Origin of the sequence: Allokutzneria sp. NRRL B-24872 (assembly GCF_002155965.1) — a bacterium.
Lineage (GTDB): Bacteria > Actinomycetota > Actinomycetes > Mycobacteriales > Pseudonocardiaceae > Allokutzneria.
Genome location: NZ_MUMH01000136.1, coordinates 45435 through 58791, shown reverse-complemented (window position 1 = coordinate 58791; position 13357 = coordinate 45435). Strand labels below are relative to the sequence as shown.

The window sequence follows — 13357 nt, the reverse complement described above, 5'->3', positions numbered from 1 at the left end:
CGCGTGTTCTGTTGGGAGGGGATTGCGTTTCGGCGTGGCGGACGCCTGGGCGTGTGAGGTCGACGGAGTCGACGAACCCCTTGTCACACAACGTGTTCACCCTATGGCGAGAGGATGTCGATCTTCGCATTTGGGACAATGGAAGGAGGGAGAAGAGGGGGAGAAAGTTGTTTGATACCAAGGGTTTGATTGCTTCGTTGCAGGCTCATCTTCGTGAGCGGGATGCCTACAAGTTGACCGGTGACGCGCTGCTGGACTGTCTGCGGGAGCACGAGAAGCTCATCAACATCGTGACCGCTTCGGCGATCGAGGTAGCCGCTGAGGCGGAAGCTCAGGGTGTGCCCGCGCGGCAGGGTTGCAAGGACCTGACAGTCCTGTTGCGCACCACTTTGAAGATCGCGCCGGAGGATGCGGCTCGGCGTAGTCAGTTGGTGCAACGGTTGCCCGGGTTGGACAGGACCCGGAAGAAGCTGCACGCGGGGAAGATCAGCGTGCGGCACGCGCAGATCATCGCCAACACCGTCGACAAAGTCCCCGCCGACAAGGCGAAGAAGGTCGAGAAGGTTCTCTGCCGCCACGCACCCCGGTTGAATCCTCGGCAGTTGATGTACGCGGCGAAGGTCGCGCGGGCGACGATCGATCCGGAGGGCACGTATCGGGATGAGAAAGAGGGGATCGCGCAGCGGTCGGTGAAGATGGGCACCGACGAACACGGCCACCTGCACCTCATCGGCAGCTTCGACGCCCTCACCGGGCAGAAGATCCAAGCCCTGCTGCACGCCCTGGCGAAGAACCGCACCGGTGATGACCGGACCACCGAGCAGCGCTACGCCGATGCCTTCGCCGAAGTCATCGACCTGGCATTGACCGCGAAAGCCCTGCCCACCCACGGCGGTGAACGACCGCAGGTGATCGTGACGATCTCCTACGCGGACTTGATGGCCAGCCTCGGCACCGGCTTCACCGCCTGGGGCGACCCCATCAGCGCCGGACTCGCCCGACAGATCGCTTGCGACGCCAACATCCTGCCCGTCCTGTTGGGCAGCGAGGGACGGTTGCTCGACGTAGGACGAAGCAACCGCACCGCGACACCGGCCATGCGCAAGGGGTTGGCGGTGCGGGACAAAGGATGCGCCTTCCCGGGGTGTGATCGGCCTCCGGCGTGGACGGAAGCTCATCACGTCGTGCATTGGCTTCACGGCGGGGAGACGAAGATCGACAACCTCGTCCTGCTGTGCTCACATCATCATCACGTGATGCACGACGAAGGCTGGGAGATCATCTTCGACAACGGGCTCCCGACGTTCATCCCGCCGAGGTGGATCGACCCCGACCAGAAACCGACGCGCAACATCAGGGTCGACGAAAAGCTTGGCTGAACGCGAAAACGGGGCACCACCCGGAGGTGGCACCCCGTTCCGACAGGGAACTACTTGGTCACGACGAGCGCGAAGTCGGCGTCGGTGTCCGGGGTCTCCCGGTGGGCGTCGACGTTGATCGCGTCCGCGGAGACCTCGATCTTCCAGGTGCCCGCGGCGGGCTTCTCGATGATCACGTTCTCGACGTTGTCGATGGTGTCGGCGGAACCACCGGGAGTGGAGAAGTTGCCTGCGCGCAGGCCGTTGTTGCCCCAGTAGACGGTGCCGTCGGGCGCGGTGACCTTGAGCGTCAGGTCGTTGACGAGGGTCTTGGCCGCGGACGGAGCCGCCTCGGGGTCGCTGTAGGCGAGAGTGGCCTTCAGCGGCTTGCTGCCGTCAGTGGTGACCTCGTGGGTGCTGGTCTGGCCGACCTTGAGCACCTCGGACTCGTTCACCAGCACGGGCAGCTTCCACCCGTTCGCCTTGGCCAGCTCGTACATGTTGCCGACGCTGGCGGTGCCCCAACCCTGGTGCACGCGGGTCAGGTCGTGGGTCTCACCGGAGAACGCGTACTGGTTCGCGGTGTTGATCAGCAGCGCCTTCATGGTCGCGGCATGCGGGCGGCTGTCGAAGACATCGCGCTTCTTGCCGGGACCGCCGTCGAAGACACCGTCAGCCCACATCTGGAACGCCAGACCCGCGGTGCCGCAAGTGATCGGCGTCGCGCCGCTGGTGCCACCGAAGGACGTGGTGTACGTGGCGTCGCCGTTGGAGGAAGTGGTGTCGATGTTGTCGTAGTAGTGCGACACATCGGGCTTGATCCGGCCATCAGCGGCCGGGCCGATGCTGGCGCCGCGGTTCCACTGGTCGTCAGCGCGGTCGAGGGTGTTCTTGTGGTACTGCGCGCCAACGGAGAGCACGTTCTTCGCCCACGCCTCAGGACGCGACTGCTGCGAACCGGCGTTGCTCTGCGAGTTGCAGATGAACAGGTCGGTGTCGAAGATCGTCTTGTCGAAGGCCGACGAGATCGCGGTGTACGCGGTCGTCAGCGGGCTGCCCCAGCTGTTGGTCTGGAACACGGCGCGGTACTTGCCCGCCGGGTCCACCAGCTCCTGGGTGTGCTTGTAGCGGTCGGGCTGCTGGTAGGCGGCGAAGATGCCCTGGCCCTCCGACAGCAGACCGCGCTGCTTGGCCGAGACACCCGAAGCGAAGATCTCGCCGTAGGTCGAGGTGCCGTGGCTCGGGCTGCTGCCGTTGCCGCCGTGCATGACCGGCGCGTTCTTCTGGAACTCCTGGTGGGTGACGCGCAGCCCGGAGTCCATCACCTCGCCGCGCACGCCCTCGCCCTTGTAACCACCGGCGGTCTCGATGGTGGTCGCGCCGACGTCCTGGCGCGCGAGGTCCATGTCGGTGCCGACCTCGCCGGTGTTCTTCTCCGCGGCGAGCACCTCGGCGCGCTTGGCGACGGACAGCAGCTGGTCGTGCGTCAGGGTCGCCTCGACGTGCTGGCGGCTGGCGGAGGCGCTCTCCACCTTGCCGCCGAGCTTGCCGATCTCCGCGACGAGCGCGCTCTGGTCAGCGGCGTCGGCCTCGACCAGGGTCAGCAGGTAGCGGTGCTGCGGCAGGCGCTGCTTCGCGCGGACCGCCTCGGCCAACCCGGGCGAGAGCTTGTCGCCCGCCTGGTAGGCGCCGACCCAGCGGACGTGGTCCAGCTTCGCGACGCGCTCGCTGGTGGCCTTGTCCATCCGCACCACGTAGGCGTAGTCGGGGATGAACGCGCCGACCCGGGCGCCGAGCCCGCGCAGCTCCTTGCGCTGCGAGTCCAGCGGAGCGGCGGTGAACTGGACGAGGTAGACGCCGGTCTCCTCGGCACGCAGCTCCCCGGCGGGGGCGTTGCGCTGCGCGTCGGCCGACTTCGGGTCGAACGAGCGGTTGACCAGGTGGATCTTCTTGGCGGTCGGGAGCTGGCGGCTCCAGTTCTTGCCGCCGTCGAAGCTGACCGAGAAAGAGCCGTCACCGGTGAGCCGGACCTGTTCGCCCGTGGTCTGGCCACTGGCGTTGACCACGCCGACCGAGAGCAGCACCGAGGTCGCGGTCGCCGCGACCAGCAGTGCGCGACGGGAACGCCGCATGGAGGGACCTCCTGACGCAGGAATGCAGGGACCCCGCGAACCCCAAAGGATTTCGCAGGGGGCAATAGCGACAGTAATGAGACCGAATACCCGTTTCACCCGACTTAGGTCGGTGGCCAGCGCGACCTCCGAAGCGGGCCGAACGGAGCAGGAAAGTTACCCCGATCAGCCCACTGGGCAGTGGTTTACCTGCGGAAACGCGACCAGTGAGAAAACCGTCGATGGCCTAAAAAAGAGATTCGTCATCAACAACGCTGATACACAGACAACAAATGGCAAAAATCCGCCCAGAATTCAACCGTTCAGCGCTCACTCAGGTGGACGAGGGGGACGCGCCCGAGGGGACGAGCAGCCGGGGCGCCCCGGAACCGTCCGCGGGCACGGCCCACACGTCGCTGCCACCGCGCTCGTTCGGCAGTGAGTACGCCACCGTCCTCGCGTCCAACCACGCCGCCTGGTCGTCCACGCTGCGCGTCTCCGCGAGCGGGGTCTCCGTCATCGTCGCGAGGTCGAGAACGTGCTCCCGCCACGGCCGGGCGCCATCGGTGGAGACACGCTTCTTGAACGCCAGCCGTGTGCCGTCCGGTGACAGCGACGGGCACTCCGCGTTCTCGCGCAGCGTCCGCGCCTCCCAGGCGTCGTAGTCGCCCGCGACGAGGTGCGTGCGCCCGCCCGTGGCCACGGTGGCGTAGAAGTGCTTGTTGCCGCGGGCGAAGGTCACACCCCAGTAGTTGATGTCCTCGGCGTGGTGGCGCTCCCCCGCCAGCAGCAGCGGGATGCCCTCGATGTTGGAGTAGAGCTGGTCCTGCGCGCGGTCCATGATCCCGGTCCGCGTGGAGAACGTGCCCGGCGTCGTGTAGGTGTCACCGGTGACGAAGGTCGTCCACGACGCCATCAGTCCGTCCGGGGAGAGCTTGGCACGGTTGGGCATCCCCGCCAGCTCCACGCGGCGCACCTCGCGGAGTTCCTTGTCCACGAACACCGCCACGGCGCTCGGCAACGGACCGGGCGCACTCGCGAGGCAGAGACCCGCCCCGGCGCTGACGTAGAAGCGGTCGCAGCTCAGCGCGCTGATCCGGCGCGGGCCGGTCGGGTCGGCCAGCGAGACCGACGCGACCTTGCCGTGGTCCGGGCCGGGCGCGGTGTTGCGGAAGACCAGGCGCCCCGGCTCGTCCAGCCGCACCGCACCGGAGCGGTCGACGAGCACGGACGCGTCCGCCTGCTGGCGATCGGGCCGCTCCCCCATGGCGTGCACGGTGTAGGTGATCGCCGCGCCAGCCAGCACGAGGGTCGTGAGCAGCGCCAGCAGAATCCTCTTCGTCACGGTGACGTCCTCACTGGGAGATGCTTCCGAACAACCCGGCGGCGAGGGTGGCCGCCGCGAGCGCGACCAGGGCGAGGGTGACCGCGGTTCCCATGCCCCACAACGTCCACGCCGCGCCGAAGAGGACGGACGAGAACAGCTTCGCCAGCGCCTGACCGGTTTGCAGCAGCGCCATCCCGCTCGTCTTCAGCTCAGCGGGGAGCAGCGGACCGGCCGCCGCCATCAGCACACCGTCCGTGCAGGCGTAGAAGATCCCGTGCGCCGCAAGGCTCGTCACGAGCAGCAGCACGCCGTCCGCCGCCCCGACCAAGAGCACATAGGCGACGAGCAGTGACACGTGCCCGGCCAGGAACACCCGCCACCGCCCGAAGCGGTCCGCGAGGCGCCCCATCGGCACCGCGAGCAGCAGGTAGACCCCGGCGGTACCGAGCGGGAGGATCGCGAAGTACTCCGGCGCGATGTCCAACCGCTTCTGCAGCAACAGGTACACGAAGGCGTCGCCGACCGTGACGAGCCCGAGAACGACCGCCCACCAACAGATCCGCCGAAAATCCTTGTCCCGCAACAGCCCGAAGGCCGCGCGCAGGGAAGCCGAACGGGTGGACGGAATCGGATCGCGCCGGTCGGTCACGAACAGGCCGAGCAGCACCACGCCGAGCACCGCGAAGCAGAAGCTGACGAAGAACACGGTGTCGTAGCCGCCCGCCACGGTCCACAGCAGCAGGAAGGCCGCGAGCGGGCCGAGGAACGCTCCGACGGTGTCCATCGCCCGGTGCACGCCGAAGGCCCGGCCGAGCGTGTCGGGGTCGCTGCTCAACGAGATCAGCGCGTCCCGAGGAGCGGTCCGCAACCCCTTCCCGGTGCGATCGGCGGCCAGCACGAGCCCGAGCGCGGTGGCCGAACCAGCCGCCGCGATCAGCCCGAGCTTGGCCACCGCCGAGACGCCGTAGCCGACGCCGGCGACGAGCTTGCGCCGTTGCCAGCGGTCGGCGACCGTACCGCCGAAGACCCGCACGATCGCGGTCACCCCGGAGTACAGCCCGTCGAGCACGCCGAACTGCAACGGCGAGAAACCCAAGCCCAGCACCAGGTACAGCGGCAGGACCGCTGTCACCATCTCCGAGGAGATGTCGGTGACCAGGCTGACCGCGCCCAACGCGAGGACGTTCCCTGCGACCCGGCCGTGCCTTCGACCGTCCATGTCGGACAGACCGGAGCGCGCTGATGCGATGTACATCGGACTCCCTCCCGGATGAGCGCGGTCAGCACGGTCTAGCGGCAGGTGTAGGGGCCGGCCTTGTCCAGCAGGGTCCCGCCGACGCCGACGATCTCCCAGGAGTAGGTCTTGCCCGAGAGCACCAGCTTCATCACGCCGTGCTTGGCGAAGGCCGCCTCGACGCCCTCCCGCTTCTTGATCTGGGTGTAGAGGTTGTCCCCGCCGATGCCGACGACCGCCGAGCGCACGCCGTTGGCCTCATCGACCTTTCCCTGCGAGTTCAACGGCTTCAGCCGCTCGTAGTGGTGGTCGTGGCCGCTGAACACGAGGTCGGCGCGGGCCTTGACGAACTCGTCCCACACCGGCGCCATGAGCTTGTCGTCGCCGTACTTGCCCGAGTTGAAGCGCGGGTGGTGCCAGTAGCCGACCACGCAGGACTTGGTGTTCGCGGCGAGGTCCCGCTTCAGCCAGGCCAGCTGCTCGGCCTTGGAGCTGGCGCCGTCGACGATCGGGTCGGTGTCCAGTGCTACGAAGTGGAAGTCACCGATGTCATAGCTGTAGTAGGGCTTTCCCTGGGGTGTCGCGATCGATCCGAAGTACTGCTTGTAACCGTTGAGGTTGTCCCTCCACTCGTGGTTGCCCGGGGTCGGCTTGGTGATCGCCTTGAACTTGCCCCAGGACTTGTCGTAGTGCGCGCGGTACTCCGCGATCGTGCCGTCGTGGTACTGGTTGTCACCGACCGTCAACACGTGCTGGGGCTTGATGCCCTCCACCAGTTTCGCGGTGTTGCGGTGGTTGTCCGGCAGGTCGGGGCTCGCGATGTCGCCGGAGACGACGATCACCGTTCCGTTCGGCGAGCCGCCCGGCTTGGTGCCCGCCTGGACCGCCGTGCTCTGCGCGGAGACGTTGCCCGCCGCGTCGCGCGCGCGGACCGTGTAGGTGAACGCGGTCGCCGAGACCAGTCCCGTGTCGGTGAAGGACGTCGTCGCGGAGGTGCCGATCACGTTGCCGTTGCGCAGGATCTCGTAACCGGTCACGCCGACGTTGTCCCGCGCGGGGTCCCACGCGAGGTCGATGCTGTCCGAAGTGGACGACGGGGAGCGCACCCCGGCCGGGGCCGACGGCGGCTCCACGTCCCCGCCGCCCGTGCGCGTGCCGTGGACCTCCAGCTCGAACAGCGAGTAGCCGTAGACGGTGGCGCGCTTGGTGCCCAGGACCCGGACGTACCGGGCTGAGGCGGCCAGCCCGGTGATCTCGTCGGTGCCACCGTCTCCCCCGGTGACCTTCTTCGCGTCCTGCCAAGCCTTTCCGTCCGGGGACACCTGGATCTGGTAGTCACTGGCGTGGGCGGCCTCCCACACCAGCTTCACCCGGCTGACCGTGGCCGGCCCGCCGAGGTCGACGGCGATCCACTGCGGATCGAGGCCCTCGGCGCTGGCCCAGCGGGTGGCGATGTCACCGTCCACGGCGAGCGCGCCACCGGTGGTCTCGTCCTCCACCGAGGACACGGTGACGGGTTTGTTGTGCGACAACAGGTTCTCGGCCAGCAGGGCCTCGTTCCCGGAAGCCACGAGCGGTTGTGCGAGCAGGGCGACGGCGGCCAGCGGCGCGAGGACGCGCCTGCCCCATCGGGATCGTGCGTTCACAGTCTCTCCTCGGCGAGCCAATCGACGAAGACCGGGACGGGCGGCGGACGAACCGGCATCGGCGAGAAGGGGGATCTGCTAGTCAGGACAGCTCTAGTTAGGAAACCATTAGTTAGGAAACTTACCTAACCGTTAATCGAGACTGCCACGCCCGGACGCGCACCGTCAACACTTCGGAATCGAAGCAGAACGTTCGGTGACAATGCCGAGGACGACCACCGAGGTTCAGAAACGTGAACCGACACAAGGAAAAGACCGGACACCTCGATCAACTCGAAGCATCCGGTCCACAGTGGACACACGAATTCCGGCTCCGCGCCAAGGCTTCCCCGGCGACGACGTGCGGGTGGCGGTCGCTCAGGCGGTCGCGCGGGCCCGGTCGATCAGCTCGATCACGCCGGGGACCCACGGGGCGTAGCGCTCGGGCCGCGCGGCCACGTCGTCGACCAGTTCGACGTAGGGCACCCAGGCCAGCTCCTCGATCTCCTCGCGGTCGGGGAGCACCCGGACCGAGGCGTCCAGCTCGCCGACGAGCACGTGGTCGAACTCGTGCTCGGCCGCGCCCTGACCGTCCAGCGCCTGGTACACGAAGGTGCCGAGTTCGCGCAGCGCGCCGACGTGCAGGCCCATCTCCTCGTCCAGCCGCTCGCGCGCGGACTCGGCGACGTCCTCGCCCGCGGCGGGGTGGCTGCAGCAGGTGTTGGCCCACAGGCCGGGGAAGCGGGACTTCGACAGCGCCCTGCGCTGCAGCAGCACCCGGTCGGCGGCGTCGAAGAGCATGACCGAGAACGCTCGGTGCAGCCTGCCGGGTGGCAGGTGGGCCTCGTCGACCGGGCACTCGCCCAGCGTCGTCCCCCGCGCGTCGACCAGCTCGACGATCCTGCGGACCATGGTGCGGCTCCTCACATCAGGCCGGTTCGACTCCGTACGGTGATTGGCAAGAACTCAACGTAGCCAGGGTGTCCTCACCCGTCCAGAACGACGTGGGTCACATGCGTATGCCCGAGAGTGGCCTGGACCACGGGGCCGGGGCAAGGCCGCCGGACGCACAACGGCCCCGGCGGACTCGCTGCCCACCGGGGCCGTCCTCCCGCCGTCCCCCCTTGGGACCTCGCAGGTCCTAGGCGGCGGGCGGAATGTTGTGGTTGAACCGGAACACGTTGTGCGGGTCGTAGACACCCTTTATCCGTTGCAACCGCTGGTAGTGGTCGTCGCGGTAGGACCGCCGCACCCGGTCCGGCTCGGTGTTGGCCGGACCGAGGAAGTTCAGAGCCGTCCGCTCGCTGGCGAAGGGCGCCAGCCCCCTGGCGAGCCTGCTGTAGAAGCGCTGCGCCGCGGCGACCTCGTCGGCGACCGGGGTGCGCGTCGAGGAGTGCAGCACGAACTCCGCCCCCCACAGGCCGGGCCCCGCGTCCGCCTCCTCCGGCCGGTTCCCCCCGCCGACGTGCCGCAGCTCCAGGTGGTCGTAGGGCGCCCGGCGCCCCGGCCCGGCCACCATCAGCAGGGCCGCGCACGCCGCCTCGGTCAGCTCGGGCAGCAGCATGCCGAAGCTGACGTGCGGATTCGGATCGGTGCGTGGCATGGCGATCTCGGAGATCCGCTCGTAGGGCATCGGGGCGAACGTGTCCAGCAGGACCCCCTCCAGCGAGCGCAGCGGCTTGAGCAGCCGTTCCGCTTCGTGCTGGTCCCCGCTGTGACACGCCCGCAACCCGATGACCCACCGTCCGCGCAGCGGTTCCGGACCCCCCGGTTCGGAACCGCGGCGCGTCAGGCAGACCGACGAGCTGATCTCAGGAGGCAGCTCGCGCACCCACTCGCGGTAGACCTCCATCACCTGCCCGGCGGCCTCGATGGGGTAGTAGACGCCGCCGCCGAAGACCTCGGTCACCGGGTAGAGCCGCAACCGCAGCTCCGTCACGACACCGAAGTTCCCGCCGCCCCCGCGCAGCGCCCACACCAGCTCGGGATGCCGCGACTCACCGGTCTCCACGAGCTCCCCGTCGGCGAGGACCACGCGCGCTCCCACGACGCTCGCGGCACTCACCCCGTACCGCCGCGTCAGCCAGCCCATCCCCCCGCTGAGCGTGCTGCCGACGGCACCGTCGTGCGTGGCGAAGCCGGACAACGGCGCAAGGCCGTACCGCTGCGCCTCGTCGATCACGTCCTGCCACCGCGCCCCCGCCTGCACCCACGCGGTCTCCGTGACGGGATCGACCCGCACCCCCCTCATCCCCCCGGTGTTGACGAGCACCCCGTCATCGCACGGGCGCGGCAGACCGTGACCCGTGCACATCACCCCCACCGGAAGATCCCGCACGTAGGCGAAGCGCACGGCCGCCGCCACGTCCTGCTCGGTCAGCGCGGTCACCGCGAAGGCGGGCCGCTGGTGCATCGCGAGGTTCCAGGACCTGCACTCCGCCTCGTACCCGGGCTCACCGGGCGTCAGCACCGTCCCCGTCAAGCACATCCGCAGCAGGCCGAGTTCGATCCGCATCCTCGACCTCCCGCATCCAGGCACTGTCCGCACAGGAGCAAGACTGCCGCCGGGGGCGGTCGGCGAGCATCGGGGAAACCCCCACACTCGTTGTAGGGGGTGGGCTCTCAGCCCTTGTTCTCGCGGGCGGCGTAGACCAGCGCGGTCAGCCCGGAGCGGCTGCTCACGTTGAGCTTGTTGAAGATGCGCGACAGGTGCGCCTCGACCGTCTTCGGGCTGACGAACAGGTGCTCGGCGACCTGCTTGTTCGTCCTGCCCTGGCTGATCAGCTCGGCGACCTCGCGCTCCCGCGCCGTCAGCGCCAGCAACCCCTCGCCCCCGCCGCGCCGCCTCGGCATCTTCGCGCCGAGCTGCCGCTGCGCGCTGATCACGTCCTCGTGCAGCCGCTTCGCCCCGCGCGCCGCGAAGAGGTCCTTGGCCGCGCCGAACTCCACCCGCGCCTCGTCGTGCCTGCCCAGCTCGCCGAGCGCGATCCCGGCCACCAGCCGGCACCGCCCCTCGTAGAGCCGCATGCCGACGCTGTCGCACAGCAGCGCGCCCTCCCGCGCCAGCTCGGCGGCCTCGTCGAAGCGGTCCCGCGCGAGCAGTACCTGGGCGTGGGCGAGGTGCCGCATCCCCCACCGGCCGGGCAGGATCTCGCCGACCTGCGGGTCGATCCGCCGCGCCCACTCCTCGGCCGCGGCGACGTCGCCGAGCGCGAGCTCGATGCGCACCAGGATCTCCAGCACCGGCGGGCGCATCAGCACCGCCACCGAGGCCATGCCCTCGTCGCCGATCGCGGCCATCATCCGCCGCCGCGCCGCCGCCGGTTCGCCCTTGAGCAGCAGCGCGGCCGCGGTGTAGTAGCCGGCGGAGCGGCTGCGGCCGCTCGTGGCCGGGTCGTCGCCGCCGAGCGCCAGCCTGCCGAAGCGCAGCGCCTCCTCGACGTCGCCGCGCCACATCGCGATGGAGCAGAGGTGGCTCCACGCGATCAGCCGCTGCTCCTGGTTGTCGGTGAGCATGGCGGCCTCGAGCATGTCCTCGGCGGCGGCCTCGCACTCCTCCAGCGATCCCTGCCACATGTAGGCCTCGCCGGAGGCGATCATGATGGCCATGATCGAGTCGCGGTGGGTGCTCTGCCGCGCCAGGTTCGTCGCCCTGGTGAACTGCCGGACCGAGTCGTCGATCCGCTCCACCCACATCACCGTGGTGATCGCCGTGACGACCAGGCCGAAGTGCCGGGTGACCTCGTCGTCGGAGGCCGCGTCCACGGCCGGGATCGCGTCGAGCACCCGCTCGATGAGCCGGGGCGAGTCGTCGCTGCCCGGCGCCGTCGCCATGATCATCGCCGCCGCCACCGCCGCGGTGAGCCGGTCGACCAGGCGCGGGCCGTTGGAGAGCGCGAGCGCGTCCTCCGCCCACTGGCACGCCTCCGGCACGTCGCCCTCGGCCAGGTTGATGATCGCGATCTCCAGCAGCGCTCCCGCGCGCCCGGAACGGTTGGTGCTCTCCTCGGAGTTCTCCAGCTCCCGCAGCACCAGCGCCCGCGCCTCGCTCGCGCTGCCCAGCCCGCGCTCCACCTTGGACAGGCGGAGGACGATGTCCAGCCGCTGGTCGCTGTCCTTCGGCAGCAGGTCGAGCACCTCGTGCATGAGGTCTCGGCTGCGGCTGCTCTGCCCGATGGCGGAGTAGGCGGTGGCCAGGCTGCTGAGCAACTGGATGCGCTGCGCGATGTGGGACTCGCCGATCGGCAGCAGCCGCAGTGCCGTCTGCAACCAGCTGGCCGAGGTGTCCGGCGCGGTGGAGAGCACGCCAGCCGCCGCGGCGGCGAGCACCTCCGCCGCCTCGTGGTCGCCCGGCTGCGCGGAGCGCTCCAGGTGGTGCGCGTAGAGCAGCACGGGAGAGCGCCGGGCCCGCAGCGCGTCGGCCGCCCTGCGGTGCGCCGCGAACCGCCAGACCGACTCGGTGTCCTGGTAGGCGACGCTGCGCACGAGCGGGTGCCGGAACCCGAACTGGGCGCCGCCGCCGGCGACCCGCACGACGTCCTGGCGCACCAGTTCGTCCAGCGCCGCGACGGCCGTCGGCACGTCCAGCTCGGCCACCTCGGCGACCAGGTCGGGGGTGAACGGGTCGCCGAGGACCGAAGCGGCGCCCGCGGCCCTGCGGACGATGTCCGGCAGCCGGTAGAGCTCGGAGCGCAGCGCGGCGAGCACGGCGGGCGGCGCGCTGCCCTCGGTGAACACCCCGGGCAGGTAGCGCGCCTCGGTGGCGACCTCCGACAGCGCCTCGGCGTAGAACGGGTTGCCCCGGCTCGCCTCGAACAGCTCCGTCAGGCGCGGGTCGTCGGCGCCGATCTCCAGCAGCTCGGCGGTCTCGGTGAGGGTGAGCGGAGCGACGTCGACGACCTCGAAGTACCACTGCGTGTTGGCCAGCAGCAGCGCGTTCGACAGCTGCGGGGCGAGCTGGCGGGGCCGGTAGGCGGCAGCGACCAGCACGCGGCCCCTCGGCGGGTGCCGCAGCAGGTGGTCCATCAGCTCGATGGACGCGCGGTCGGCCCAGTGCAGGTCGTCGAGGGCGAGGACGACGCTGCCGTCCTTGGCCAGGATGTCGAAGAGCTCGCGCATCGCCCGGTAGATCCGGAACCTCACCGACGGCGATGAGGACTCCTGGCTCAGGTCGGTGGCGTGATCGGCGAGCGAGGGGAACACCGCGGCGAGCTGCGCCACGTGCGCCCGGCCCAGCGCCTCCAGCTCGCCCGGCTGGAGATCGGCGAGGTAATCGTCGAGGGCGTCCACGAAGACACCGAAGGGCAGGTCCCGCTCGAACTCGGCGGACCGGCCGCTGAACACGGTCAGGCCGCGCATCGACGCGCGCCAGGTGAGGTCGGTCAGCAGCCTGCTCTTGCCGATGCCGGGGTCACCGGAGAGGAACAGGCCCCCGCCCTGGCCTTCGGTGAGGCGGCTGATCGCGCGGGTGAGCGCGTCCTGCTCGGCCTCGCGTCCGACCAGCGGGCGCACCGCGCCGCCGACCCTCTTCTGCATTACGGCATCCACCCCTCGGGGTGCCCCGGGGCACGCTCGGCGAGCGCAGACCCGAAGCCCGCCTGCGTCTCAGCAATGATGCCGACCAGGGCCACTCCTCACCAACCCGGACAACCGGCCGTTCCGCCGGACGACCTTACTCGTGGCGCGGGAGCCGGAGCCGGATC

Annotated in this window: 8 protein-coding genes; 1 reads left to right on the top strand and 7 read right to left on the bottom strand. The window is 69.6% G+C overall.

Annotation, left to right across the window (positions count from 1 at the left end; genetic code table 11):
- Positions 1 to 197 precede the first annotated feature (197 nt).
- Positions 198 to 1379, top strand: coding sequence for an HNH endonuclease signature motif containing protein (locus CCN37_RS30700; protein WP_168200934.1), 1182 nt, complete (start codon positions 198 to 200; stop codon positions 1377 to 1379).
- Positions 1380 to 1429: 50 nt separating this feature from the next.
- Here the strand turns inward: CCN37_RS30700 and CCN37_RS30695 are convergent, their stop codons facing one another.
- The 7 genes from CCN37_RS30695 to CCN37_RS30665 all read right to left on the bottom strand — a co-directional run bounded on the left by CCN37_RS30695 (position 1430) and on the right by CCN37_RS30665 (position 13190).
- Entirely contained in the window at positions 1430 to 3490 is a 2061-nt protein-coding gene (locus tag CCN37_RS30695; RefSeq protein ID WP_086827539.1) for a S8 family serine peptidase, read from the bottom strand.
- 313 nt (positions 3491 to 3803) lie between these two features.
- Complete coding sequence (locus CCN37_RS30690; protein ID WP_086827537.1) at positions 3804 to 4814, bottom strand: PD40 domain-containing protein; 1011 nt, start codon at positions 4812 to 4814, stop codon at positions 3804 to 3806.
- Between the two features lie 10 nt (positions 4815 to 4824).
- Positions 4825 to 6051 carry an MFS transporter gene (locus CCN37_RS30685; RefSeq protein ID WP_086827535.1) on the bottom strand — a complete coding sequence of 409 codons (1227 nt, stop codon included), beginning with the start codon at positions 6049 to 6051 and terminating at the stop codon, positions 4825 to 4827.
- Between the two features lie 35 nt (positions 6052 to 6086).
- Positions 6087 to 7676: a discoidin domain-containing protein gene (locus CCN37_RS30680; RefSeq protein WP_210408286.1), complete on the bottom strand. Its 1590-nt coding sequence runs from the start codon at positions 7674 to 7676 to the stop codon at positions 6087 to 6089.
- Positions 7677 to 8033: 357 nt separating this feature from the next.
- Positions 8034 to 8567 (bottom strand): isopentenyl-diphosphate Delta-isomerase, encoded by a 534-nt coding sequence (gene idi, locus CCN37_RS30675; protein WP_086827533.1) that lies wholly within the window; start codon positions 8565 to 8567, stop codon positions 8034 to 8036.
- Between the two features lie 229 nt (positions 8568 to 8796).
- Positions 8797 to 10170, bottom strand: a complete 1374-nt coding sequence (locus CCN37_RS30670; RefSeq protein WP_086827531.1) for an FAD-binding oxidoreductase — start codon at positions 10168 to 10170, stop codon at positions 8797 to 8799.
- Between the two features lie 107 nt (positions 10171 to 10277).
- Entirely contained in the window at positions 10278 to 13190 is a 2913-nt protein-coding gene (locus CCN37_RS30665) for a LuxR family transcriptional regulator (RefSeq protein WP_086827529.1), read from the bottom strand.
- Between the last annotated feature and the right edge of the window lie 167 nt (positions 13191 to 13357).